This window comes from Enterobacter cloacae complex sp. SYL001 (assembly GCF_049237025.1).
Classification (GTDB): domain Bacteria; phylum Pseudomonadota; class Gammaproteobacteria; order Enterobacterales; family Enterobacteriaceae; genus Enterobacter; species Enterobacter intestinihominis.
The window spans coordinates 666,237-688,214 of record NZ_JBMKJI010000001.1 but is presented as its reverse complement, the minus strand read 5'-3'; the positions used below and the strand labels follow the sequence as shown (position 1 = coordinate 688,214).

Genomic DNA, 21,978 nt, shown 5'->3' with positions numbered 1-21,978 from the left:
ACCATCACCTCAAATAAGTGGAGTAGATTTGCCGTCAGCCCCTCGCGGAGAGAGGCTGCTAATAAAAAAGGCCGCCTGAGCGACCTCAGTCAGAAATAGTTATCAAGGTCACGCTTGACCCTTTCCAGGATGATTTTTGCATCATCAAGACTCTCAGCATCGAGAGCATCCCTTATGGCCATCGCCAGTTGCGTAGCGTCTGATTCGTAGTCATCAGCGCGACTCTCCCATTCGGAAGCCTCTTCCTCTGCATAGTAAATCCGATCCTCATACTTGCCTTCGAGTTCCTGGCGCACTTCATCACGAAGCTTCTCCTTGATGATCTCGGAGGCTTCTTCAATCGGCATTGTTTCCAGGATCGTCTCTGGCTGATGAGTGCCATATTTCAGTGAGATATCAGTAGCAAACATGCAACCTCCAAAAAAATGCCCGCGCGCTGGCGGGCCAAGAAGACTTTTCCAATCCAACCAGAACAGGATCATCGTCTCCTGTGCGGTTGAGATGGCAGTATTACCATCACCAAGCATCGGCGCCCGGTGCTTGAGGCTGGCTCTGCCGTTACCCGCTGATGCGGGAGAAATGCTTTGGTGGTGTGGCGGCTGGAGTCGAACCAGCTTCCATCGGTGCGATGCCGATTGGGTTACGCGCGCCTTGCGGTTTTCATCGCGAATTATTGCCGCAAGCCTATTCCCTAGCTCGCCGTTGAGCTTCACCACACCCCAAAACATTCCACGGTGTGCCCCGGTATAATCCGGGGCTGAATGTTGGTTTTCAGTCGTCACTGTTACCTGTTACATAACTCCTCCGATACGGTGCGCCGCGTCGAAAAGGGTGGCAGCGGCTAGCCATTTGAACGTGATGCCCAATCGGGCGTGAAAGATTCTGTGATTCAGCCCAACCCACTCAACTTCGAATGGACTGGAATAAATCTGTTTGCGCTTCGCACCTCTCATCCCGTCAGTGTTGCCCGTTCCCATGCCTTTATCGCTCTCGCGAGGGGGTAGCCTTCTCACCGACCGGTTCGCCGCCGGTGATACGCCGCATTTTGTGCGTTGGGGTCTAAACAGGATTACTGAGTGCTGTTCCGACTTTGCATGTTGTTAAAAAGCAGGCGACTTGCTGTCCGCCGCTGGCTAACTTCGCTCAGCTGTCGATGTTTCGTTTCGATGAGTTGAATTTAGCGTGATGCTAAATTATGCGCAATAGCAAAATGCTAAATAATTGGCGTATTTTATTTAGCGCATTGATTAATAAGGGAATAAATTTTTTAGCGCGAGGTTGGTGCTATACTGGACAAACATTGAACAATGGACGCGGAGAGAAAAATGAAAGAGGAAGCTGATGAACTAAAGGAAGATCGTATTGCCTTCATGGCTGGAGAGGTTGGGTGTGTGGTGTTCGAGCTGGTTTACAACGGTATTGAGATTAACAAGGACAACATTGTAGGATTTCTGGAAGGGAAGCGTAAAGCCGTCGGGAACGTGATCCACAAGGGGATGCTACGAGATGCGGCTGAGATGGTGCGGAAGGGTAAATAATTGGATCGCCGACAAACACAGTGTACATGATGATTTGGCATGAAAATAACAGTAAAAATGTACGTTTATGGGATCGTGCTTTTTGGCAGTATAACCCGGCCAGGAAGCCGGGGTGGATAGTCATGCTGTTAATCGGCCCAACCTGATTTTGTATTAATCGCTGATTCGGCCATTGTGTATTTCTGAACCTTATCATCTTTGAATAAGATGGTTAGCTCTTTCTTCGTGCCATTTGTTCCGTTGTGGAAAAGGCCATAGAAGGGGATAAAACTGGTTCCGTTAACCTTTACCTTGGAAAATGAATACTTCCAGATCTCATTTCCACCATCGGTATAGGAGACGGAGTCAGGAGAGCCAAAGGTAGTTTTCACCTCTGACTTGGTGGTTTTACCTTCCTGAATTTTGGTCTGTACGCTGGTTTCAGTCTCATTCTTAAGTTGCTGGTTACCTGAAGAAGCACATCCAGCCATGGTTAATGCCACAAGTACTACTAAAGCTATTTTTTTCATTATGTTATTTCCATTGATTGCAATCGGAAACATCCTAACATGGCATCTTAGCCATAAAAACCAGCACTTTGCTGGTATCTTAAAATTGGTAGTTTTTATGGGATATTCAGGATTTTTGCGTCAACAACCACGCCGATAATTTTACAATTCCCGTTTATTTCAAGCATCGGATATTGCGGGTTAAGCGGCTTCAGAAAGCGGCGCCCGGCATCAATAACGAGCTTTTTGAATGTTGCCTCGTTATCACCTTCGAGTTTGGCAACCACGAGTTTACCGTTTCGTGGTTCGACTTCAGGATCGACAAGTATCGCAGCACCCTCGGGTATGCTCAGCCCGGCGGGGGAGGTCATAGAATCCCCTTTAACGTCCAGCCAGAATGAATCTTCTGAGCAATCGACAGTCGTGTCATACCAGCGATCAATCGCTCTACGGTGATAAGGTTCTACAGCTTCCATCCATTGCCCCGCGCTTACCCAGCTGATTACAGGATAACTTCCTTTTGTCTCGTTCAGTCCTCGAAAAGTAACATTCGAAGGTTCTTCACTGGCGTGTAAAACATCCATCCAGCCAAAAGGCAGATCAAGCGCAGTTTCAATTTTGCGAGCCATCTTATCGCCGATATTGCGATGAGGGTTTGGTCCAAGAAGCTGGCTAAGAGCTGCAGGGCTTGTCTCGATGAGCTCAGCAAACTGCGCCTTTGTCATTCCAGACTCGCCCTGGCGTTTCTCGTACAGCGCTTCCAGGTTGGCTTTTCTGATTTCTTTATTTTCCATACCTGCATTGTTACTGCTTTTAGCAAAATGATAAATGTGCAAATTGCTAAATGATGCTTGCGTAGTATTTAGCATAACGCTAAACTCCAAATCAAACGACTCACCCGGAGACACCAATGAGCACTGAACTACACCGCTGGCGCAAGGCCGCCACTACCGACGAATGGGCGCAGCTCGCAAAGTTGGCTAACACGACGCCAGGTTACCTGGACCAGATCGCCTACGGAAATCGCCGGGCATCTCCAGAAATGGCATCTGCTATCGAGAAAGGCACGAAGAATTTTCACCGCCAGGCTCCGGTCCTCAAAGAAAGCCTGGTATTCGCATCGCCGCGTGATACTGCGGCCTAACCACGAAAGGGAAAGCAATGCATTCACTTGCGTATCAACAAGGTAACAAATTTTCGCCAACGGCGATGATTTACCAGAATCGCCGGGAACCTGATTCCAGGGCGTTAAACATCGATGGGATCCGCGCAGCTGTTCGCGCCTGGGCAGCTGATTGCCGCAGCCGTGAATTTGTCGCCGCTCTGATTGTTGAAGAGTGGCGGGCAATCGGCGGCACCGGACTTGATATCCCGACTGACTCACACCGCCAGATGCAGAAGGTGTTCCGCTGGATCGACGGCGACACCGAATATGCGGCCAACAACATTCGCCAGCTGGCACCGGCAATCATGTCCGTCCTGCCGCTGGAGTATCGCCATCGACTTCTTCCAGAGGACAGTTTCATGTCCCGCTTAGCTCGACTTGAGAAGGAAACGAGCGAGGCGAAAGTGGCCGTTGCGATGAACGCCCCGCGTCACCAGAAGCTCAAGGAACTCAGTGAGGGGATTGTAGAGATGTTCCGTGTCGACCCGGACCTGACCGCGCCGCTGATGGCCATGGTCACTTCGATGTTAGGGGTTATGTGATGGGAAGTATCAAAAATGGCGAAAGCCAGTCTGCGTCAACAGAACTGGCCTTCAGATGCAAATCGTGTGCTCTCATTGCAGGAGGAATAATGGCAAAAAATCCACGCTATTACCATACCGCTGTACATAAAAACATAACCCGCGACCGCTTCATCCGCTCGGTTAACCCGATTGTGGCGGAGAAGATGCGCGCCATCCTGGAAGAACTGAAACGTAAGGAGAGTGGCCGTGGGTAACGTATCCAATTTAGCCGAAGCCAGAGAGGCCAGAAGGCTCCAGAAACCGCGCACGAATGACGGTAAGGGGTTTGCCTTGCTGCACCGTAAAATTATGGATGTGCCGTTCTACAAGGACGCTGAGGCGGCTCATTTATGGGTTCACCTGCTCCTGCGTGCTAATCACGAACAGACACTGGTATCGACTGATGTCGGCGATGTGATCTGCGAACGCGGAGAGTTCATTACCGGGCGAAACACGCTGGCAATGGAAACGGGTTTGACCGCTGATCGCGTTAAATCACTGCTCCGTAAATTCCAGAATCTGGGCATGATCACCACCAAATCAAACAACCGTTTTACTGTTCTAAAAGTGGTCAAATATGACGAATATCAGTCAAATTTTTGTCCAGCCGATGTCCAGCCGGTGTCCAGCCCAAACGCAGTCGTACCAATGCCTGTGGAGGTGGAGTGTCCAGCCGATGTCCAGCCAGTGTCCACAGATAACAATATATTAAATAACTTACTACCTAACGGTAGTAAGTATGTCGCAAATGACCAGAAACCCGCTGAAGAGAAAAAGTCTCGTTTGTCATGCGATGAAGTATGGCAATGCCTGAAAGACGAACTGCCTGAAGCACGGGGATGGAGATGCCTCACTGATGAGCGACGCAATCTGATCCGCACCTTCTGGGGTAAGGCTAACAAGATCGCCCGCAACCTGGACGGCAAGCCGATGGATATGGACGGTTTCAGAAGTTATCTGCGCTACATCGCTCAGAACTGCCGATGGATGCTTGAAGACCGACCAGACCAGAAATCCGGGAAGACATGGCGCCGCATGAAATTCGATAAGTTCCTGACCGAAAAGCTGTACATCGAAGTGCGCGAGGGGGATCGTGATGACCGCTGAATTCATGGCTGTACCGCAAAACCTCGAAGCAGAGCAGAGCGTTATCGGTGGCCTGCTGCTGGATGATGACAACAGCGAGCGAGTCCAGAAGGTTCTGGCGATGCTCAAGCCTGAGTCGTTCTACAGCCGACCTCACCAGCTGATATTTGCCGAGATGCGCCAGATGTTCCGCGACAACAAGCCAGTCGATGGTCTGACATTGTTCGACGCGCTCGAAGGCAAAGGGCTCGCGGAGCAGGTAGGTGGCTTTGCTTACCTGGCGGAGATAGCCAAGAACACTCCCAGCGCTGCAAACATCGTGGCTTACGCAGCATCAGTCCGGGAAGCCGCAATGGAGCGCTACGGTATCAACCGCCTGACCGAAGCTACTGAACTGCTGTATTCCCGCAACGGCATGAGCGCTACGCAGAAGTACGAGGCCATTCAGGGTATTTTCACCCAGCTCGCAGACCATTCAAAAACCGGAAGTCGTCGTGGGTTGCGGTCTTTCGGCGAGGTTATGGATGACTGGGTAGCGGATCTGGAGAAACGGTTTGACCCTTCAGGCGAACAGCGCGGCATGAGTACCGGTATCCCGTCACTCGACCGGCTTCTGGCGCCGAAAGGTCTGGTTAAAGGCTCTCTGTTCGTGATTGGCGCAAGGCCAAAGATGGGCAAGACAACGCTGTACGGGCAGATGGCGATCAACTGCGCGGTTCGTGAGAAAAAGCCAGCGCTGATGTTCAGCCTCGAAATGCCTGGCGACCAGATCCTTGAAAAGCTGGTTGGTCAGAAGTCCGGCATTAACCCGAGCATTTTTTACATGCCCGCCACGGATGACGCCGATGACCAGTACCAGGGCGACTACGACGGCGACTTTAAGAAGGCGATAGCAACAGCCGGGCGGCTGAGTGAAATCGACATGCTGTACATCGACGACACTCCTGGCCTGTCCCTGGCGCACATAGTTAGCGAAAGCCGCCGAATAAAACGCGAGAAGGGCTGTGTAGGCATGATCCTGGTTGACTACCTGACGCTTATGACCGCCGAAAAAGCCGACCGTAATGACCTGGCCTACGGGATGATCACCAAAGGGCTGAAGAACCTCGCCAAAGAGCTTGGCTGCGTCGTCGTGCTGCTGACCCAGCTCAACCGCGAACTGGAGAAGCGAGTGAATAAACGCCCGTTGCCGAGCGATTCCCGCGACACAGGACAGATTGAGCAGGACTGCGACTACTGGGTTGGCATCCACCGGGAAGGTGCTTTCGATGACAGCGTACCGCCGGGAGAAACCGAGTTAATCCTGCGACTCAACCGCCACGGCAGCACCGGAACGGTTTATTGCAATCAGATTAACGGGGCAATTTACGACACAGACCAGCAGGCCGCCGCCGCAGAACGCCGCGGGCGCGAGCAGCAGCCGAAAAAGAAAGGGGGCTTCTGATGAAAGGTAAACAGGCAATTCTGCGTTATCTCGAAACGCACAGGACCTTCACCGCGAAGGATGTGGCCACAGAGTGCGGCATCACCATCAACTGCATCACGAAGAACGCTATCGATCTGGAGCGGGCCCGGAAGATTGTGCGCGTGAGCAAGGTCTGGCGAACGGTGACTTATCGCCTGGCCACGCCGGAAGAGCAGGACGGCACCGCGCGCAGCTGCACTAACGGAATATTTCAGGAGTGCCGGAACAGTCCTGCGATGAAGCGAGTATTGATGGTTTGGGGGAGGGAAGGGGTATGAAAATCGAAGATATCAAAAACGTTGCGGTGTTCTTCAATTTTAACGGTAAAACGGTGGCTTTGCGCATGGATCCTGAGCAGAAGCGAATCGTCGCATTAATGGCGCTTAACACGGCTGATGCCCGGGCAGAACTGATTGAGGTGCCGCACATGACTTTACCAGCAGACCCAGCCATGCAGGAGGCCGCCCAATGAGCAACATCAACAAACAGGAGCTGCGTGAAGCGGCGGAGAGAGCAGAATCCGATAGTTGGGGTTATGATCGCGATGAATTCAATGAGGCTCTAACCCCGTCCACCGTGCTGGCACTGCTAGATGAGTTGGAAGCCAAAGATTCCATGATAGCAGCACAACAACATGAGATCCGTACGTTACTGAATGCGCTTGAGGGCAGACCATGCCCTAAATGCAACGACACAGGCATGGCTGATAGTGGCGGTACGCAACCCTGGGGCGAGCCAATAAGCGTTCCATGTGATTGCGCCGCCCCGCCATCGCCGGTAGCTGTGCCTGAAGGATACAGGTTGCAGCCAATTTCTGAATATGACGCAATGTGCGCCGCCATGCTTCAGGGTGCCGAAAACGCCGAGTCGCGCTGCACCATCAAGACCGCGCCACCACTGGATTCTTTGACAAAAAATGCCGAGTCGCGCTGCGGCAACTCTCCGGTGATTCAGGATGGTTGGGTGCTGGTGCCAGAAGAACCCACCCATGAAATGCTTGAGGCTGGTGATGAACAATTCGGAACTTACGATGTGTATCGCCGGATGATAGCAGCATCACCGCAGCAGAAGTGATCTATAATCCCCTCAAATAACCGAGGGGGTTTTATGTCTAACGAAGAAATGACTCCAGCAGAAAAATATAAAGCTTCAATGAAAAGACATAAAAAGTTCTGGAGTAAATCACAAATTGCAAATGCGAAACGGTTTGATGCTGGAGAGGTTGAATCTGTTGATGGTTTTAGATCTCCTTATGAGACCAGAAAGAAGAGAGGGAGGACTGCTGACTAATGTCTGACTGGAACATTGCAGCAAAGCCGCAGGAAGAACGCGACAAGGTTAATGTTGACCTGGCAGCCTCCGGCGTGGCCTACAAAGAGCGCCTGAATATGCCGGTTATCGCCGAGCAGGTAGCTCGTGAGCAACCAGAGCATCTACGAGAGTATTTCATGGATCGCGTGCGGCACTATCGCGAGCAGAGCGTTGCATTGCCTAAGGCATCTGATCCTCGCTACATTGAAATGACTGAGCAAAATGCAAAATAAATTTTAGGAGATTCAAATGGAAAATAGCATGAGCATCACAACGATTCTTGAAAGAGAAAGGGAGCTTGATGATCTTGTTAAGGTGTGCCTCGATGAGCTTGAGGTGATTGACATCCATGGACAGATTTACTCAATTCCTCTTTCCCACCTAACGAACGCAGAGCAGGTGGTACATTGGGTCTGGAAGATTGCTGAGAGAGGTGATTTCGCCATGGATGTTGTTCGTAAATTTACTGAAGTTGCGTCCCATCATGTGGGGTTTGACGCTAAAAAATAAATCGCCAAGGACCGATTTAATAGCTATACACATGTTTTACATTCCGCTCGCATCTTAACCAAATTTTTCTTGGTATAATGATTTTTTACAGGCGAATGACGTGTGAGGTCCGGGATTTATGACTTGTGAAGTATGTAACAAACAACCCCTTGGACGAAGGGATCCGCCTCTTCCATGCATGGTCTTGCAAGGCGATAAATCCGTTAACTTCAGCCATCACGGACGCGAAGCAAACGAGCGTTATTACAAATGCTCGGAATGCGGTCATGAGTGGATGAGAGAGACAGGAAATTGCGGCGAAGGCTGGATTCCTTAACTATATATTGTCGCTATTCGCAAATTGATTTTCTCAAATCATCCCGCCATAATTAAGTCGCCGTCGGAGTTGAACGCCCGGCGGTGACTTCTGCGCATTTAAGGGGACTTAAATGCGACCACAATCTGAACTCCTCACCTTGTCACAGATGCAGAAATGCACCTGCGATTTTCTGCATTCTGCGGTTTCCGTTAAGGGGGCCGTATGACTCTTCCAGTAGACGGCATCAAACTCCATCGCGGCAACTTCGCGGCCATTGGCCAGCAGATTCAGCCATTGCTCGATGCCGGGCAATGCTTCCGCCTGCAGGTTAAGCCGTGGCGGGAGAAGCGCAGCCTGTCGCAGAACGCGCTCAGCCACATGTGGTACACGGAAATTAGCGAGTACCTCATCGCACGCGGCAAGACCTTTGCTACGCCTGAGTGGGTCAAGGACGCGATGAAGCACACCTATCTCGGCTACGAAAGCAAAGACCGGGTAGACGTAGTTTCCGGCGAGGTCACCACCGTCCAATCCTTACGTCATACGTCAGAGCTGGAAACCGGCGAGATGTACATCTTCCTTTGCAAAGTAGAAGCCTGGGCGATGAATATCGGCTGTCAACTGACCATCCCCCAAAGTTGCGAGTATCAGCAGCTGCGCGATAAGCAGGAGGCCTGATGTCTACTCCACTTTCCCGCGTCATCACCAATGAAATCTTCCGCGTTCCGGCGCGCCGCCAGCGCAAGTCCGTGGTTAAGCCGTCCGACATCCCGACACTGAAAGACTACACCGCCCGCCTGGTGGATCAGAAATGGCTGCGTCTCGCGGCGAGGAGAGCGCATGGCTAATTTATGCAAAGCGGCACGCGGGCGGGAATGTCAGGTGCGGATCCCCGGCGTATGCAACGGCAATCCTGAAACCTCAGTACCGGCTCACATACGTCTTGCTGGTCTATGCGGGACCGGAATCAAGCCACCTGACCTGATCGCCACCATCGCATGCAGCAGCTGCCACGACGAGATTGATCGCCGCACCCGTCTGGTCGATGCGGAATATGCAAAGGAGTGCGCGCTGGAAGGCATGGCGCGTACACAGGTTATTTGGTTGAAAGAGGGGCTCGTGAAGGCATGAATATTTACGATATCACGCCAGTCAGTAAGCCCCGCATGACACAGCGAGATCGCTGGCATAAAAGACCTGCGACGGCGGCATATTGGGCTTTCAAAGCCGAGGTGCGCCTGCTTGGAATCAACATTCCTGAATCCGGTTATCACATCACCTTCATCATTCCCATGCCAAAAAGCTGGAGCCAGAAGAAGCGCAAGCAACTTAACGGCCAGGCTCATCAGCAAAAGCCGGATAAAGACAACCTGGAAAAGGCGCTACTCGATGCCATTTTCGACGACGACAGTCGGGTCTGGGATGGACGGGTGACAAAACTTTGGGGAGAGAAGGGGCAGATCATTATTGGGGAGTGCGCGCCGTGACCAGAGACGAGATAACCCGATACCAGGCCGAAAGCGTTAAGCGCGCCAGCCTGCCGCCAGTAGCAAAGCACAGCCAGACCAAAACAAACCAGCCACATAAGGAAGCCGCATGAACAGTCAGCAACTGGAATACGTACGTCAGCAGCTCATTGTGGCGACCGCAGATCTGAGCGGGGCGACGAAAGGGCAGCTGGTAGCTTTCGCCGAGAACGCGCAATTCACCGCGACGGCGCGCAGCCGGGGCCGGAAGAAAATCACTGACCCGGTCACCGGCCGCAAAGTTAACCCGGACGGCCCGGCAATGAGCGGTAGCCAGTCTCGTGCGAAGGGAACGTCAATCGCTCTGGTTAGCCCGGTAGAGTACGGGACCGCGTCATGGCGGCGGGCGCTTCTGTCGCTGGAAGATCACCAGAAAGCGTGGCTGCTATGGAACTACAGCGAGAACACCCGCTTCGAATACCAGGTGGCGATCACCCAGTGGGCGTGGGAAGAGTTCCGGGAGCAGCTCGGCGCGAAGAAGGTGGCCGGCAAGACGATGGAACGCCTCAAGAAGCTTATCTGGCTGGCGGCGCAGGACGTCAAAGCGGAGCTGGCGGGTAAGGATGTGTATCAGCACCAGGACCTGGCGGCTCTGTGCGGCGTTAAGCCTGATAACTGGTGCCATAACTACGCCGACTACTGGCGGGCCATGTGTACCATCTTTAAGCGGCTTGATGGCGATTCTCTTATCTGCACTGTGAGAACACGATCACAACAAAAGGCTACTTTTTCGCAGCAGGGTATTGCAAAAGTCAATTAAATAGCATAGATTTCATGTAAATCTGATATCGTCGCCATAGCTTTGATTGTCGACACAAAGAATTTAAGCCCGAGGTTAACGCCTTGGGCTTTTTCGTATCTGCACAACAGGAAAGAGCATTCTCCCGTATGGGGCTTGGCTTAAATGCACAGAGTGCTCTGTCCGTTGTGGTGAATGCGCAGGCTGATGCGCTAGAGACGGCACCCCCTTAATGAGGACTGCGCTATCTCTGGAGAAAAGTCTTGGGGCACACGATGCCAGAGAAAGCCGGAGATCAGCACCGGCCACCACAAACCAAACCCACTACCTGGGACCCTTCGGCCAGAGAGCCGACATTGCCTTACCCTCATCTTCCCGGCCTGTCGCCGGGTTTTTTATTTCAGGCTCCGGGAACCATCATCGACACGCCTACTTGTTAAATCGTCCCGAGGGCCTGACCCCTTTCAAACACACAGCCCCCGCTTTTAAGCCGGAGGTTAGAGACTATGAAAATGCATAACGATCCCCACTCCTGGACGGAGTTTATCGAACTACTCCACAGCTGGTGGCGTGGCGAAACGCCGATGGGTGCCGTATTGCTATCGGTTGCCATGGCCGCATTGCGAATCGCTTACGGCGGTGGCGGCTGGAAGAAAATGATTCTTGAAGGAGCGATCTGCGGAGCTCTGACCCTTACCGCTGTGTCAGCTCTTGATTACTTCAACCTCCCACAGTCCCTGTCGATCGCTATCGGTGGCGCGCTCGGTTTCGTTGGCGTAGAGCAGGTTAAGGTTATGGCTTCCCGGGTGTTTAATTCTCGCTTTGGAGGCGGTAATGCAAACCAGTGAAAAAGGCATTGCCCTGATCAAGCAGTTTGAAGGCTGCAAGCTCACCGCCTACCAAGACAGCGTGGGCGTATGGACGATCGGCTATGGATGGACTCAGCCCGTCGACGGAAAACCTGTCCGCGCCGGGATGACGATTAAGCAGGAAACGGCAGAGCGTCTGCTTAAGACCGGACTGGTCAGCTACGAAAGCGACGTGTCCCGCTTGGTTAAAGTGGGTCTGACTCAAGGGCAATTCGACGCCCTGGTGTCGTTCACGTATAACCTCGGCGCCCGGTCACTGTCGACATCGACTCTCCTGCGCAAACTCAACGCCGGTGATTACGCTGGCTCTGCCGATGAGTTCCTGCGCTGGAACAAAGCTGGAGGCAAAGTCCTGAATGGGCTGACCCGTCGGCGTGAGGCGGAGCGCGCTCTGTTCCTGTCGTGATTGGCGCGCTGCTAAGGCGTTACTGGTTGCAGTTGCTGGTGGTGGCGGTAATCGGCATGCTGATGCTCTTCGTGAACCACTACCGCAGCAACGCCATTACCTACAAAGACCAGCGAGATAAAGCCACTGAGAAACTCAGCATGGCTAACGCCACCATTAAAGACATGCAGACCCGCCAGCGTGATGTCGCTGCACTGGATGCCAAATACACGAAGGAATTGTCCGATGCGAAAAAAACCATTAACGATTTGCGTCGGGATGTCGATTCTGGCGCTAAACGGCTGCGCATCGCCGCAACCTGCCCTGGAGTGTCAAAAGCCACCTCCGCCACCGGCGTGGATGATGCAGGAACCCCCGAACTTACTCCAGACGCTCGACGGAATTATTTCGATCACCGGGACGGAATCGCAACCGCTGACAAAATGATTCGCGGCATGCAGGACTACATCAAAGAGCAGTGTCTTAAGTGATTCGTCACCCAAATAACAGAGCCTGACTTCGGTCGGGCTTTTTTATGCCCGCAGTAAACCCGCGCATTCTCCGCGCAAAAAAACCAAGAGCTTTTCGGGATATGAGACAGAGACAGGACGGTGGCTTACATCGTGCCGCTCTTGGGCTGTCCATGTCTGCGAGAACTGGCTCATATCACCAAAAAGGTAAATACGATGTCTAATATCATCCCGATTGATTTCGAAGGCCATCCAATGCGTTTTTCTGACGATGGCTGGTTTGACGCGACTGCGGCGGCTGACAAGTTCAACAAGGAGCCGGCTCAGTGGCTTAGGCTTCCTGAGACTGTTCGTTACATCGAGGCGCTAAAGAGTAGATATGGGAATATCACATATGTAAAAACCAGCCGCGCTCGCAAAGACCGTGGCGGCGGAACATGGCTTCACCCAAAACTGGCGGTCAGATTTGCTCGATGGCTTTCTGTAGATTTTGAGATCTGGTGTGATGAGCAAATTGACGCAATCATTCAGGGTTCCGTTCATCATATCGACGATGAAAGAATAAAGGCTATTTTCCTTCTGGATAAATCTCAGCCATGGGAAAAGAGGTTTAGCGATCCGTTTTATTCTGCAATGTTCAAAATGTCAGGACTGCCTCGTCATAGACCAGGTCGTCGCCCCGCACTTTTTGGGATGATCAGCGCAAAGTGGGTATATGGCCCGGTATTACCACCAGAAGTGTATGCAGAGGTTAAAAGACGCCTGGCTGCGGGAGATAAAATCCATCAGCACCTTAAACCTGACGCGCTGACATTGGTTGAGCGACAGATCATTGCCGTTACCAGCATTGCCAATGGGTGCTCTGATTATCGTGATTTCGAAGCGCGCTGCATGTCGGCATTCCCGGTAAAAGGGCAGATGAAATTGCTCTATGCTGCTGCGTGAGGTGGCCGTGAATCCATACTCACCAGAAAAATTCCCCATGGCCAGGCAGGTCTGTGAGGAGTTCGTCATCATGCAAACTGCGAAACACCGGCAACCCATATACCGTTCTGAATTTGGCGACATTCTGATAGATGCTGACTGCCTGGCGTCGATGTTCACGTCATATTTTATGGCCGACAATATGGATGCTGACGCAGTGGAGATGAAGTTCTTTCGGATGCTCGATATCTACAATCCTGAGCGCCCTTCGTATTTCGCATCAATAGGGAAGTATGAGGGGCTCAAACCGTCAGGAATAGCGGTCATCGAAGACATCCTTGATTACTACGCCCAGAAAGTTGCTGATGGGGAATTACCCGCACACTGAGAGCCACTTTCACAACGGCTTTCCATTCCAAAGCTCACCTGCTGGTGGGCTTGATAATGGATATCCCCCTGAGCGGATAAATAAAAAATAACCCCTGCAACGGATAATGACGGAGCGAGATATGGCAAAGGCCAAATGGCACAGACTTCCGGCATTCACCATTCCGCTGTTTCAAAGTGCGCACGTCTACCTCGCAACAACCAGAGAACAGTTTCAGCACGCTGATAAATTCCTTGGCGGCAGCGGGGATGAGAGGCCGTTTAACTCTGGAATGGCAAGCAACTATGAAAACACCGATACGGGAGAGCGTTGCTACCTGATTGGAGTATTCGATAACCAGATATCCACGCTCGTTCATGAATGCGCTCACGTATGCTTTTACGTTTGCTCTGATGTCGGCGTGACAACCAAGCCGGAAGACGCCAACGAAACGTACTGCTACATGCTGGATCGCATGTTCAGCCACTTCCTGCCATACCTCAAACAGGAATAAACAATATGGCAAAACCGGACTGGGGCGAGCTTCAGCAACGGTTCCTGTCCGAACATGCCGCAACCGGCGTATCACCAAAGGAATGGTGTGAAGCGCAGGGACTGAACTACGCTACCGCCCGTCGATATATCAAAAAACCTTCTGCGCAAACTGCGCAAAAAACTGCGCAGAAAGATAAAAGCGCAAATGAGCTGGTGGAAGATGATGGACTTACTGCTCAGCAGCGCTTATTTGTCGCGGAGTACCTGAAGGACAACAACGCCGCTCAGGCAGCTATCCGTGCCGGGTACAGCAAGAAAACCGCGCAGGAGCAATCAAGTCGGTTGTTATCAAATGTTAAGGTTGCGCAGGTCATTGCGCAGCAGCAGAAAGCCTCCATTGCGCGCACGCTTGGCAGTGCTGATGAGGTTCTCTCCCAGATGTGGCAACTTGCCACTTTCGATGCAAACCAGCTTTCACAGTATCGTCGCGGCGCGTGTCGTTACTGTTGGGGCTTCGGTCATCAGTATCAGTGGCGCGATGCTGTCGAGTTTGAAGAGAAAAGACTCGAGGCTGTTGATCGTGACCGTCGTGAACCGGAGGACTCTGGAGGTTACGGCTATGACCACAACCGAGAGCCTAACCCTGAATGCCCGCGCTGCAATGGCGACGGAGTAGGACAGCCTTACTTCGCAGACACCCGGAAACTTTCCCCTGATGCTGCTTTGGCTTATTCCGGCGTCAAGCTTGGGAAGAATGGCGTTGAGATAACGGCAATCAGCCGCGAGCGCATGTATGAAGCGGTTATGAAGCGGCTTGGCCTGGCAGATAGCGAATTCGCGCAGCGCCTCCAGCAAATCGAAATCGACCGCCGGCAGCTGGAGGTTGAGAAACTCCGCAAAGAGCTGGCCGGTGATGGTGATGATGACGAACCAACGCCAGTTGCAATCAATATCAACGTAGTGGACGCGAGGGCGGAAGATGGGGATCAGCCCGACACTTAACATCCCACAGGCGCGCTTCCTCGCGATGCAACACAAATTCAAAGCCTATGTTGCCGGGTTCGGTTCCGGCAAGACGTGGGTAGGTTGTGGCGGCATCTGTAAGGGGATGTGGGAGCACCCGAAAATCAACCAGGGTTATTTCGCGCCGACGTACCCGCAGATTCGTGACATCTTCTATCCGACGATCGAAGAGGTGGCCTTTGACTGGGGGCTGAGTGTCAAAATCAATGAGGGGAACAAAGAGGTTCACTTCTATGAGGGGCGTCGGTATCGCGGCACGACAATTTGCCGCTCGATGGAGAAGCCCGGATCGATAGTCGGCTTTAAAATCGGTAACGCGATGGTGGATGAGCTGGACGTCATGGCGGCTGCTAAAGCGCAGCAGGCCTGGCGAAAAATCATCGCTCGTATGCGTTACAAAGTTGATGGTCTGCGTAACGGTATCGATGTCACGACTACGCCGGAGGGCTTCAAGTTCGTTTACCAGCAATTCGTGAAAGCAGTGCGTGAAAAGCCTGAGCTTTCTGCTCTGTATGGGCTAATTCAGGCCAGTACGTTCGACAACGCGAAGAACCTGCCGCCGGATTACATCCCGTCGCTGATGAACTCCTACCCGCCGGAGCTAATTAAGGCGTACCTTAGGGGGCGTTTTACAAACCTGACCAGCGGCACTATCTATCACCAGTTCGATAGACGTCTGAATAACTGTACCGATGAAGAGCAGGCAGGCGAGCCGCTCTATATCGGCATGGACTTTAACGTTGGCAAAATGGCGGCCATCGTCCACGTGCTTCGCAATGGCGAGCCGCGCGCGGTACGAGAATTGATAAAAGTTTATGACACGCCAGCCATGATAAAGCGTATCCAGGAAGAGTTCTGGCGCTACGAGGACGGGCGCTATGTTGCCTCCAGGCAGATTTACGTCTATCCGGATGCTTCCGGCGATTCACGCAAGTCCAATAACGCCAGCGCTACGGATATTGCGCAGCTCAAGCAGGCCGGATTCAGCGTGGTGGTGAACGCCGCCAACCCGCCGGTAAAGGATCGCATTAACTCCATGAATGCCATGTTCTGCAACGGCAACGGTCAGCGCCGCTACAAAGTTAACGTTGCTCGCTGCCCGGTCTATACAGACAGCCTTGAACAGCAGGTATGGGCGGCAAACGGCGAGCCGGATAAATCAGCCGACAACGATCACCCAAATGATGCTGGTGGCTATTTCATCGTGAAGCAATTCCCGATCATCAAGCCGACCGGAAAAGTCACTCAACTACGGATGTAATTCCATGCCTGACATCTCAACACCCAATCTGGACTATGGGAACATGGTCGAGGCGTGGGATATCAACGACGCCCTGATGGGCGGCACGCTCTATATGCGACAGCTGGGAGAGTCTTATCTCCCGCGCTGGCCAAAAGAAGACAAAGAGGACTACAAAAAACGCCTCGCCGTGGCCACGCTTCTGCCAGCCTACGAAGAGACCATTAAGCAAAACATCGGGCGTGTATTTGCTGAGCCCATTAAGCTTGCCGAGAATGTGCCGGATGAGCTGCGAGAGTATGCGAAAAACTTCGACCTTGAAGGTACTCGTCTGGATGTCTGGGCGCAGGCATTCTTCGGTCTGGCGATGCAGTATGGCCTCTCCCACGCGCTGGTGGATTATCCCAGGGTGGACACCGAAAAGGTGAAAACCAAAGCGGAAGAGAAAGCTACTGGCGCGCGCCCATACGTCACCATGCTCAATCCACGCCAGGTAATTGGCTGGAAGTCGAAAATGGTGGACGGAAAAGTGGTGCTGACTGCGCTGCGTATCAAAGAGGTTGTGGTCGAAGACGGCGACGACTTCGGGCAGACCAAAGTCGAGCAAATCCGATACCTGACACCCGGAAAGGTGGAAATTTACCGCAAGGCTAAAGATGCTGACGGTGCCGCGACCTGGGCGCTATTCGATGGGTGGCAGACATCCCGCCAGGATATCACTCTGGTCACGCTCTACACCAAACGCACCGGGTTTATGTGTGGTTCACCGCCACTGCTCAACATGGCCCTGCTGAACATCAAGCACTGGCAGAGCCAGAGCGAGCAGGACAACATTCTGCACGTCGCCAGGGTGCCGTTGCTCACGGTGTTCGGTTTGGAAGAGGGGCAAGAGCTGATAATTGGCTCGTCTTCAGCTACGTCGTTCACTGATCGGCAAAAGCAGGGTCTGGAATACGTCGAGCATACAGGCTCCTCCATCGGTGCTGGTAAAGAGTCGCTGGCAGAACTTGTGGAGCAGATGCGCCAGGCTGGCGCGAAGTTGCTGCGTACGGAAAACACCTCTACCAAATCGGTAGACCAGACCTCCGAAGAGAAAATGCAGGAGCAGTCACCGCTCTACACCATGGCTACCAGCCTTGAAGATGCGATCGACAACATTCTGCAAATCATGGCCGAGTACATCGGCGAGAAGGAAGGCGGCAACGTAGATGTCCGCACCGAGCTGGATGTCGAGTCGAAAGAGTTTAACCCGCCTGCGGCGCTGGCTATTCAGTCACTTCGCCAGGGTGGCGACCTCCGCCGTATCGATGCCATTAAGGCGCTGCAAAAGCTCAGTCTGATTGATGCCGATGCAGACCCCGACAAGGTATTGAACGAGTTGCTGGCTGAATCGGCCTCGCTGACAGAGCTGCCGCCGGACGAGGTGTGATATGGCCCGTTCCGTCAATGACAGGCTTCAGGACGAAACCATAGCGCACGGGCTTTATGTGAACCGCTACGGTACTGGCGTCGCCCGGCGCATGGTGTCGTTGCTGAACAGGCTGGATGCTGACCTTGCTGCAAAACTGCTGGTGCTGCTGGACGGCAAGCGTGCCGACACCTACAGCGCCCGCCGCCTGGCTTCGCTTCTGGCTGGCGTACGCGACCTGAACCAACAGGCCTACGAACCGGTCAATGATGCGCTGGCGCGGGAACTGACGCGCTACGTTGAGTATGAGGCCGGGTATCAGTTTGACCTTTTCAGCAGCATCATTCCGAAGCAGATTCTCCAGCATGTTCCGCTCCAGAGCATTGCACCTGAGCAAGTTTACGCCGCAGCAGTGTCACAGCCTTTTCAGGGGCGATTGTTAAAAGAGTGGGGCCAGAAGCTTGAAGCCGACCGGCTGGACAAAATCACCAACGCGGTGCGCTCTGGTTTCCTTCAGGGCGAAACGGTCGAGCAGATTGTTAAGCGCGTTGCCGGCACGCCGCAGCGTAATCGCGAGGACGGGGTGATTAATGCGTCCCGGCGCGACCTTGCGGTGGTCACTCGCACGGCAGTGAACCACATGGCTGCTACGGCACGTCAGGAGTTCGCCCAGGCCAACAGCGATATCGTGAAAGCCAAACAGTGGTCCTCAACGCTGGACACCCACACCAGCCAGTGGTGCATCATCCGCGACCGCAAACTCTACTCGCTCGATGGCAAGCCGCTGGGCCATGCAATTCCGTATCTGCGCGGACCCGGAAAAATCCATTTTTGCTGCCGCTCCTGCGAAATCCTGATCACTAAATCGTGGGAGGAAATGCAAATAGCCTCAGGCGAGCTGAGCAAAGCCACGCGCGCCTCAATGGACGGACAGGTGCCAGCGCATACCAGCTATGCCGAATGGCTTGCGAGGCAGCCTTACGCGCGGCAGGAGCAGGTGCTGGGCGTTACTCGCGCGCAGATGCTGCGAGACGGCAAAATCACCGTGCCGGAGATGTTCAACGATGCCGGGGAGTTCCTTACCCTGGACGAGTTACGCCGCGTGGATGCGTCGGCGTTCCAGTAACACAAACCCCATCAACATCAGGCTGCCTCCGGGCAGCTTTTTTTATGCCTGCCGCTGAGCGGATGCGACGCGGTGACCGGGTCGGATGACCTATTACCAATGGCCGGAAGGCTGGAGCAAAAACAATGAAACTGAAACTTGATGCTAACGGAAATGTGGTCGTTGAAAACGGTATGCCTGTGTACATCCATGATGATGGCAAAGAAATCCCGTTCGACGCAGCCGCAGCGATGACCAAAATCACCTCCCTGAACGGTGAAGCTAAAACTCACCGTGAAGCGAAGGAGGCGGCGGAAGCCAGTCTCGCGAAATTCTCTGGCATCACCGATCCGACCAAGGCGCTCGAAGCCCTGGAGATGATGACCAAAATCGACCAGAAAAAACTGATCGACGCTGGCGCTGTTGACCAGGTTAAGGCTGAGATTACCAAGGTATTCCAGCAGCAGCTGGACGAAGCAAACAGCAAGACCCAGCAGCTGGAAACTCAACTCTACGACGAGATGATCGGCGGCCGCTTCGGTGGCTCTAAGTTCATTTCCGAGAAGATGGCGATCCCGACTGAGTTCGTGCGTTCCTACTTCGGTCAGAACTTCAAAATCGAAGAAGGGAAGGTTGTGGCTTACGACGGCCAGGGCAATAAGGTGTTCTCTCGCACCAAGCCCGGCGAGCTGGCCAGCTTCGATGAAGCGCTGGAATCTCTGGTCGAGTCGCACCCGCAGAAAGACTACATCCTCAAATCGTCCGGCAACAGCGGCGGTGGTTCTCACCAGTCGCAGCATCAGGCCGGGCAGAAAACCATGAAACGCGCTGCTTTTGATTCCCTGGATAACGCTGGAAAGCAAGCAGCGCTGAAAGACGGCGTCAGCATCGTCGATTAATCGAGCCACGCCCATGTTTTTCTGGTTTTTATGCTGTGAATAGCTCTGGTTGATACTGAGTACATATCAGCTAATTCTCGCAATGTGTGGGAGTCTATAAGTTTCCTGATCTCCCGCACTTGCTCAACAGTTAGCTTGTGATTCCATTGAGCCTCGCCTCTATTTGATGTGCCGTGCAGGACTCTGTCGCCCTGATTTTCCTCTGGGGTTGCCCAGTAAAGGTGTCGTGGATTAACACATCCTTCATGTCCTTTACCACAACTGTGAGCAGATTCATGGCGTTGGGTTGGTGGCTCACCATGGGCAGCGATACACATTGCCCTTGAGGCGGTTATTAGCCGCTCAGTTCCTGATTCATGAATGCGCCCGTAGCCGTCTTTTTTATCTCGGTGGAAAGGCCAGATTAAACATTCATCAGAATCATAATCTTTATGCGTTTCAATAAAGTCTTTTGCAGGTGATGGAGTCTGTTTAACAACCAAAGGGTCTCCAGATCGTTTAACTCGCAGATAGTGCATTGAGCAATATCCACGTTTACCGCCATTAGTACGGTTCGCGCTTCTTTCGCAGTCCTCAACCAAACATTTTTTAAATTCAAAAGGTTTTGCGATCTTTTTGTACGTCATCGCATCACCATAAATTCGGATGCGCTGGTAATGGGCCGAGCAATATCCTTTTTTACCATGCGCCTTTGAATCAGCATCGCGATCACAGCCATCAATCAGACATTTTTTCAATTTTGATTACCATTTATAACAGGTGTAATCCCTAGCTTATCCTTGGAAGAGGTGCGGCGCAAGCTCTGGATAGAGCAAATATCAATCCATTGAATCATAAGGACAATCTAGTGAATACTCTCACAAATTTAATCCCGACCATCTATACCGCGCTGGACGTAGTGTCCCGCGAGCAAACTGGTTTTATTCCTGCGGTGGCTCGTGACGCGAAAGCGGATGCTGCTGCAAAAGACCAGACCGTACGTGCGCCAGTCGCACCTGCAGCCACCACTGAAGATATTGTCCCTGGTCCTTCAGCGCCTAATTCTGGCGACCAGACCATCGGTGGTGTGGATGTCAAAATCACCAAATCCAAAATGGCCCCGGTGAAATGGAATGGTGAAGAGCAATTGGCTCTGGGCCCGGCTGGTACCTACAACACCATCCTGGCTGACCAGTTCAAGCAGGCTTTCCGTGCGCTGGCGAACGAAGTGGATGCAGATCTCGCTGCGCTGTACCTCAACTCCTCCCGCGCTGTTGGCGCGCCGAAGAATACCCCGTTCAGCATCAAAGACGATCTGACTGATGCTGCGTTGGCGCGCCAAATCCTGACCGATAACGGTGCGCCGACTACTGATTTGCGTATGGTGCTGGGTGGCGAAGCGATGGCATCCATCCGTGGTAAACAGGCTGTACTCTTCAAAGCGAACGAAGCGGGAACCGACCAGCTGCTGCGTGAAGGTGTTATCGGTCGCATCATGGGCTTCAACCTCCACGAATCCTTCAGCATCAAGCGTACCGCGAAAAGCGCTGCTGCTGGCTATAAGGTCAATGGCGCGAAGAAAGAGGGCGATATCATCATCGCTATCTCTGCCGGCACCGGCGGTATTGCTGCAGGTACTGCGGTGAAGTTCGCCGGTGATGACAATCAGTATCTGGTCGTTGCGGCTACGTCTTCCACTATCACTATTAGCGCGCCGGGCCTCCGTCAGGATCTGGCAGATCAGGCTGATGTCACCGTGTTGAGCGAATTCGTTCCGAACATGGCGTTTGACCGCGGGGCATTCCTGCTGGCCAGCCGTACCCCGGCGATGCCTGAAGGTGGCGATACTGCTGATGACGTCATGAATGTGACCGATCCGGTATCTGGCATCACCTTCCAGGTGGCGCTGTACCGCCAGTACCGTCAGGTGCGTTATGAAGTGGGTCTGGCGTGGGGTGTGGCTGCTGTGGCGCCACGTCATTCCGCCATCATCATGGGTTAACCCAGGGGGCTTCGGCCCCTTTGTTTTTCAGGAGGCCCAATGGCCGGATTAACCAAAGAGCAGCGCGCTCAGCGTGAAGCGGAAAAGCTTGCAGCTCAGCAGGACGCTGATAAAAATCCTGCC

At 53.0% G+C, this 21,978-nt stretch carries 34 protein-coding genes; 30 read left to right on the top strand and 4 right to left on the bottom strand.

The genetic code is table 11. The features are described from left to right. Window positions 1–89: 89 nt before the first annotated feature. Entirely contained in the window at window positions 90–782 is a 693-nt protein-coding gene (locus tag ACOTZP_RS03205; RefSeq protein WP_421633640.1) for a hypothetical protein, read from the bottom strand. Between the two features lie 543 nt (window positions 783–1,325). Between ACOTZP_RS03205 and ACOTZP_RS03200 the strand changes: the two genes are divergently transcribed. After that, a complete protein-coding gene (locus tag ACOTZP_RS03200; protein WP_115415086.1) occupies window positions 1,326–1,538 on the top strand; it encodes a hypothetical protein in 213 nt (70 codons plus the stop codon). A 128-nt stretch (window positions 1,539–1,666) separates the two neighbouring features. On the opposite strand, the gene ACOTZP_RS03195 is transcribed toward ACOTZP_RS03200, so the two are convergent. Continuing rightward, a complete protein-coding gene (locus tag ACOTZP_RS03195) occupies window positions 1,667–2,047 on the bottom strand; it encodes a lipoprotein (RefSeq protein WP_048962403.1) in 381 nt (126 codons plus the stop codon). 95 nt (window positions 2,048–2,142) lie between these two features. Next, window positions 2,143–2,895, bottom strand: a complete 753-nt coding sequence (locus ACOTZP_RS03190) for a LexA family protein (protein WP_421633639.1) — start codon at window positions 2,893–2,895, stop codon at window positions 2,143–2,145. 41 nt (window positions 2,896–2,936) lie between these two features. On the opposite strand from ACOTZP_RS03190, the gene ACOTZP_RS03185 reads away from it, so the two are divergent. From ACOTZP_RS03185 to ACOTZP_RS03050, 28 genes are all read left to right on the top strand, one after another. Continuing rightward, complete coding sequence (locus ACOTZP_RS03185) at window positions 2,937–3,170, top strand: hypothetical protein (protein ID WP_000102594.1); 234 nt, start codon at window positions 2,937–2,939, stop codon at window positions 3,168–3,170. Between the two features lie 17 nt (window positions 3,171–3,187). Next, window positions 3,188–3,733, top strand: a complete 546-nt coding sequence (locus ACOTZP_RS03180; protein WP_220418854.1) for a toxin YdaT domain-containing protein — start codon at window positions 3,188–3,190, stop codon at window positions 3,731–3,733. Between the two features lie 89 nt (window positions 3,734–3,822). After that, window positions 3,823–3,969, top strand: a complete 147-nt coding sequence (locus ACOTZP_RS03175) for a hypothetical protein (RefSeq protein ID WP_015571544.1) — start codon at window positions 3,823–3,825, stop codon at window positions 3,967–3,969. Further along, entirely contained in the window at window positions 3,962–4,861 is a 900-nt protein-coding gene (locus ACOTZP_RS03170) for a hypothetical protein (RefSeq protein ID WP_023294192.1), read from the top strand. The genes ACOTZP_RS03175 and ACOTZP_RS03170 overlap by 8 nt, the downstream gene beginning before the upstream one ends. Further along, window positions 4,851–6,284, top strand: a complete 1,434-nt coding sequence (locus tag ACOTZP_RS03165) for a DnaB-like helicase C-terminal domain-containing protein (protein WP_048244416.1) — start codon at window positions 4,851–4,853, stop codon at window positions 6,282–6,284. Before ACOTZP_RS03170 ends, ACOTZP_RS03165 begins: the two co-directional genes overlap by 11 nt. Continuing rightward, window positions 6,284–6,583 carry a hypothetical protein gene (locus tag ACOTZP_RS03160; protein ID WP_047064362.1) on the top strand — a complete coding sequence of 100 codons (300 nt, stop codon included), beginning with the start codon at window positions 6,284–6,286 and terminating at the stop codon, window positions 6,581–6,583. Before ACOTZP_RS03165 ends, ACOTZP_RS03160 begins: the two co-directional genes overlap by 1 nt. Further along, window positions 6,580–6,777, top strand: coding sequence for a hypothetical protein (locus ACOTZP_RS03155; RefSeq protein ID WP_001514170.1), 198 nt, complete (start codon window positions 6,580–6,582; stop codon window positions 6,775–6,777). Before ACOTZP_RS03160 ends, ACOTZP_RS03155 begins: the two co-directional genes overlap by 4 nt. Continuing rightward, window positions 6,774–7,379: an ead/Ea22-like family protein gene (locus ACOTZP_RS03150; protein WP_047064360.1), complete on the top strand. Its 606-nt coding sequence runs from the start codon at window positions 6,774–6,776 to the stop codon at window positions 7,377–7,379. The genes ACOTZP_RS03155 and ACOTZP_RS03150 overlap by 4 nt, the downstream gene beginning before the upstream one ends. Window positions 7,380–7,412: 33 nt before the next feature. Beyond that, complete coding sequence (locus ACOTZP_RS03145) at window positions 7,413–7,595, top strand: hypothetical protein (protein WP_001514172.1); 183 nt, start codon at window positions 7,413–7,415, stop codon at window positions 7,593–7,595. Continuing rightward, window positions 7,595–7,849 carry a DNA polymerase III subunit theta gene (locus tag ACOTZP_RS03140; RefSeq protein WP_001514173.1) on the top strand — a complete coding sequence of 85 codons (255 nt, stop codon included), beginning with the start codon at window positions 7,595–7,597 and terminating at the stop codon, window positions 7,847–7,849. The genes ACOTZP_RS03145 and ACOTZP_RS03140 overlap by 1 nt, the downstream gene beginning before the upstream one ends. Window positions 7,850–7,877: 28 nt before the next feature. Beyond that, window positions 7,878–8,126, top strand: coding sequence for a hypothetical protein (locus ACOTZP_RS03135; RefSeq protein ID WP_223717401.1), 249 nt, complete (start codon window positions 7,878–7,880; stop codon window positions 8,124–8,126). Between the two features lie 520 nt (window positions 8,127–8,646). After that, window positions 8,647–9,102 carry a YbcN family protein gene (locus ACOTZP_RS03130; RefSeq protein WP_396470455.1) on the top strand — a complete coding sequence of 152 codons (456 nt, stop codon included), beginning with the start codon at window positions 8,647–8,649 and terminating at the stop codon, window positions 9,100–9,102. Next, on the top strand, window positions 9,102–9,272 hold the full coding sequence (locus ACOTZP_RS03125) for a NinE family protein (protein ID WP_421633636.1): 171 nt from the start codon (window positions 9,102–9,104) through the stop codon (window positions 9,270–9,272). Before ACOTZP_RS03130 ends, ACOTZP_RS03125 begins: the two co-directional genes overlap by 1 nt. Beyond that, a complete protein-coding gene (locus ACOTZP_RS03120) occupies window positions 9,265–9,555 on the top strand; it encodes a DUF1364 domain-containing protein (protein WP_421633635.1) in 291 nt (96 codons plus the stop codon). Before ACOTZP_RS03125 ends, ACOTZP_RS03120 begins: the two co-directional genes overlap by 8 nt. Beyond that, entirely contained in the window at window positions 9,552–9,911 is a 360-nt protein-coding gene (locus ACOTZP_RS03115; protein WP_163449226.1) for a RusA family crossover junction endodeoxyribonuclease, read from the top strand. Before ACOTZP_RS03120 ends, ACOTZP_RS03115 begins: the two co-directional genes overlap by 4 nt. Continuing rightward, window positions 9,908–10,024 (top strand): hypothetical protein, encoded by a 117-nt coding sequence (locus ACOTZP_RS03110; protein ID WP_232936381.1) that lies wholly within the window; start codon window positions 9,908–9,910, stop codon window positions 10,022–10,024. The genes ACOTZP_RS03115 and ACOTZP_RS03110 overlap by 4 nt, the downstream gene beginning before the upstream one ends. Continuing rightward, the gene (locus tag ACOTZP_RS03105; RefSeq protein WP_421633633.1) at window positions 10,021–10,710 is read left to right on the top strand and encodes a bacteriophage antitermination protein Q; all 690 of its coding nucleotides are present in this window, start codon (window positions 10,021–10,023) and stop codon (window positions 10,708–10,710) included. The genes ACOTZP_RS03110 and ACOTZP_RS03105 overlap by 4 nt, the downstream gene beginning before the upstream one ends. A 485-nt stretch (window positions 10,711–11,195) precedes the next feature. Beyond that, complete coding sequence (locus ACOTZP_RS03100) at window positions 11,196–11,537, top strand: phage holin, lambda family (protein ID WP_373665576.1); 342 nt, start codon at window positions 11,196–11,198, stop codon at window positions 11,535–11,537. Continuing rightward, complete coding sequence (locus tag ACOTZP_RS03095) at window positions 11,524–11,964, top strand: lysozyme (RefSeq protein WP_421633632.1); 441 nt, start codon at window positions 11,524–11,526, stop codon at window positions 11,962–11,964. Before ACOTZP_RS03100 ends, ACOTZP_RS03095 begins: the two co-directional genes overlap by 14 nt. Then, window positions 11,961–12,434, top strand: a complete 474-nt coding sequence (locus ACOTZP_RS03090) for a lysis protein (RefSeq protein WP_421633631.1) — start codon at window positions 11,961–11,963, stop codon at window positions 12,432–12,434. Before ACOTZP_RS03095 ends, ACOTZP_RS03090 begins: the two co-directional genes overlap by 4 nt. A 195-nt stretch (window positions 12,435–12,629) precedes the next feature. Continuing rightward, window positions 12,630–13,358 (top strand): KilA-N domain-containing protein, encoded by a 729-nt coding sequence (locus ACOTZP_RS03085; RefSeq protein ID WP_057696221.1) that lies wholly within the window; start codon window positions 12,630–12,632, stop codon window positions 13,356–13,358. After that, window positions 13,345–13,725: a hypothetical protein gene (locus ACOTZP_RS03080; protein ID WP_122008253.1), complete on the top strand. Its 381-nt coding sequence runs from the start codon at window positions 13,345–13,347 to the stop codon at window positions 13,723–13,725. Before ACOTZP_RS03085 ends, ACOTZP_RS03080 begins: the two co-directional genes overlap by 14 nt. A gap of 121 nt (window positions 13,726–13,846) precedes the next feature. Continuing rightward, window positions 13,847–14,218: a hypothetical protein gene (locus ACOTZP_RS03075; RefSeq protein WP_129327127.1), complete on the top strand. Its 372-nt coding sequence runs from the start codon at window positions 13,847–13,849 to the stop codon at window positions 14,216–14,218. A gap of 5 nt (window positions 14,219–14,223) precedes the next feature. Next, window positions 14,224–15,201, top strand: coding sequence for a terminase small subunit (locus ACOTZP_RS03070; RefSeq protein ID WP_421633630.1), 978 nt, complete (start codon window positions 14,224–14,226; stop codon window positions 15,199–15,201). Beyond that, window positions 15,179–16,483, top strand: coding sequence for a terminase large subunit domain-containing protein (locus tag ACOTZP_RS03065; RefSeq protein WP_421633629.1), 1,305 nt, complete (start codon window positions 15,179–15,181; stop codon window positions 16,481–16,483). Before ACOTZP_RS03070 ends, ACOTZP_RS03065 begins: the two co-directional genes overlap by 23 nt. 4 nt (window positions 16,484–16,487) lie before the next feature. Then, on the top strand, window positions 16,488–17,891 hold the full coding sequence (locus tag ACOTZP_RS03060; RefSeq protein WP_421633628.1) for a DUF4055 domain-containing protein: 1,404 nt from the start codon (window positions 16,488–16,490) through the stop codon (window positions 17,889–17,891). Between the two features lies 1 nt (window position 17,892). Continuing rightward, on the top strand, window positions 17,893–18,996 hold the full coding sequence (locus ACOTZP_RS03055; protein WP_421633627.1) for a phage minor head protein: 1,104 nt from the start codon (window positions 17,893–17,895) through the stop codon (window positions 18,994–18,996). A 125-nt stretch (window positions 18,997–19,121) separates the two neighbouring features. After that, window positions 19,122–19,874, top strand: coding sequence for a DUF6651 domain-containing protein (locus tag ACOTZP_RS03050; protein WP_421633626.1), 753 nt, complete (start codon window positions 19,122–19,124; stop codon window positions 19,872–19,874). Here ACOTZP_RS03050 and ACOTZP_RS03045 read toward each other — a convergent pair. Further along, the gene (locus tag ACOTZP_RS03045; protein ID WP_127341149.1) at window positions 19,871–20,611 is read right to left on the bottom strand and encodes a hypothetical protein; all 741 of its coding nucleotides are present in this window, start codon (window positions 20,609–20,611) and stop codon (window positions 19,871–19,873) included. The two genes, ACOTZP_RS03050 and ACOTZP_RS03045, sit on opposite strands and share 4 nt — an antisense overlap. Before the next feature lie 110 nt (window positions 20,612–20,721). On the opposite strand from ACOTZP_RS03045, the gene ACOTZP_RS03040 reads away from it, so the two are divergent. Next, window positions 20,722–21,855, top strand: coding sequence for a P22 phage major capsid protein family protein (locus ACOTZP_RS03040; RefSeq protein ID WP_080471902.1), 1,134 nt, complete (start codon window positions 20,722–20,724; stop codon window positions 21,853–21,855). Window positions 21,856–21,978 lie beyond the last annotated feature (123 nt).

Excerpts from the sequence above, each read along its gene's own strand:
- ACOTZP_RS03200 (WP_115415086.1), top strand. The coding sequence starts at position 1,326 with ATGAAAGAGGAAGCTGATGAACTAAAGGAAGATCGTATTGCCTTCATG.
- ACOTZP_RS03195 (WP_048962403.1), bottom strand. The coding sequence starts at position 2,047 with ATGAAAAAAATAGCTTTAGTAGTACTTGTGGCATTAACCATGGCTGGA.
- ACOTZP_RS03190 (WP_421633639.1), bottom strand. The coding sequence starts at position 2,895 with ATGCTAAATACTACGCAAGCATCATTTAGCAATTTGCACATTTATCAT.
- ACOTZP_RS03185 (WP_000102594.1), top strand. The coding sequence starts at position 2,937 with ATGAGCACTGAACTACACCGCTGGCGCAAGGCCGCCACTACCGACGAA.
- ACOTZP_RS03180 (WP_220418854.1), top strand. The coding sequence starts at position 3,188 with ATGCATTCACTTGCGTATCAACAAGGTAACAAATTTTCGCCAACGGCG.
- ACOTZP_RS03175 (WP_015571544.1), top strand. The coding sequence starts at position 3,823 with ATGGCAAAAAATCCACGCTATTACCATACCGCTGTACATAAAAACATA.
- ACOTZP_RS03165 (WP_048244416.1), top strand. The coding sequence starts at position 4,851 with ATGACCGCTGAATTCATGGCTGTACCGCAAAACCTCGAAGCAGAGCAG.
- ACOTZP_RS03160 (WP_047064362.1), top strand. The coding sequence starts at position 6,284 with ATGAAAGGTAAACAGGCAATTCTGCGTTATCTCGAAACGCACAGGACC.
- ACOTZP_RS03155 (WP_001514170.1), top strand. The coding sequence starts at position 6,580 with ATGAAAATCGAAGATATCAAAAACGTTGCGGTGTTCTTCAATTTTAAC.
- ACOTZP_RS03150 (WP_047064360.1), top strand. The coding sequence starts at position 6,774 with ATGAGCAACATCAACAAACAGGAGCTGCGTGAAGCGGCGGAGAGAGCA.
- ACOTZP_RS03145 (WP_001514172.1), top strand. The coding sequence starts at position 7,413 with ATGTCTAACGAAGAAATGACTCCAGCAGAAAAATATAAAGCTTCAATG.
- ACOTZP_RS03140 (WP_001514173.1), top strand. The coding sequence starts at position 7,595 with ATGTCTGACTGGAACATTGCAGCAAAGCCGCAGGAAGAACGCGACAAG.
- ACOTZP_RS03135 (WP_223717401.1), top strand. The coding sequence starts at position 7,878 with ATGAGCATCACAACGATTCTTGAAAGAGAAAGGGAGCTTGATGATCTT.
- ACOTZP_RS03130 (WP_396470455.1), top strand. The coding sequence starts at position 8,647 with ATGACTCTTCCAGTAGACGGCATCAAACTCCATCGCGGCAACTTCGCG.
- ACOTZP_RS03125 (WP_421633636.1), top strand. The coding sequence starts at position 9,102 with ATGTCTACTCCACTTTCCCGCGTCATCACCAATGAAATCTTCCGCGTT.
- ACOTZP_RS03120 (WP_421633635.1), top strand. The coding sequence starts at position 9,265 with ATGGCTAATTTATGCAAAGCGGCACGCGGGCGGGAATGTCAGGTGCGG.
- ACOTZP_RS03115 (WP_163449226.1), top strand. The coding sequence starts at position 9,552 with ATGAATATTTACGATATCACGCCAGTCAGTAAGCCCCGCATGACACAG.
- ACOTZP_RS03105 (WP_421633633.1), top strand. The coding sequence starts at position 10,021 with ATGAACAGTCAGCAACTGGAATACGTACGTCAGCAGCTCATTGTGGCG.
- ACOTZP_RS03100 (WP_373665576.1), top strand. The coding sequence starts at position 11,196 with ATGAAAATGCATAACGATCCCCACTCCTGGACGGAGTTTATCGAACTA.
- ACOTZP_RS03095 (WP_421633632.1), top strand. The coding sequence starts at position 11,524 with ATGCAAACCAGTGAAAAAGGCATTGCCCTGATCAAGCAGTTTGAAGGC.
- ACOTZP_RS03085 (WP_057696221.1), top strand. The coding sequence starts at position 12,630 with ATGTCTAATATCATCCCGATTGATTTCGAAGGCCATCCAATGCGTTTT.
- ACOTZP_RS03080 (WP_122008253.1), top strand. The coding sequence starts at position 13,345 with ATGCTGCTGCGTGAGGTGGCCGTGAATCCATACTCACCAGAAAAATTC.
- ACOTZP_RS03075 (WP_129327127.1), top strand. The coding sequence starts at position 13,847 with ATGGCAAAGGCCAAATGGCACAGACTTCCGGCATTCACCATTCCGCTG.
- ACOTZP_RS03070 (WP_421633630.1), top strand. The coding sequence starts at position 14,224 with ATGGCAAAACCGGACTGGGGCGAGCTTCAGCAACGGTTCCTGTCCGAA.
- ACOTZP_RS03065 (WP_421633629.1), top strand. The coding sequence starts at position 15,179 with ATGGGGATCAGCCCGACACTTAACATCCCACAGGCGCGCTTCCTCGCG.
- ACOTZP_RS03060 (WP_421633628.1), top strand. The coding sequence starts at position 16,488 with ATGCCTGACATCTCAACACCCAATCTGGACTATGGGAACATGGTCGAG.
- ACOTZP_RS03055 (WP_421633627.1), top strand. The coding sequence starts at position 17,893 with ATGGCCCGTTCCGTCAATGACAGGCTTCAGGACGAAACCATAGCGCAC.
- ACOTZP_RS03050 (WP_421633626.1), top strand. The coding sequence starts at position 19,122 with ATGAAACTGAAACTTGATGCTAACGGAAATGTGGTCGTTGAAAACGGT.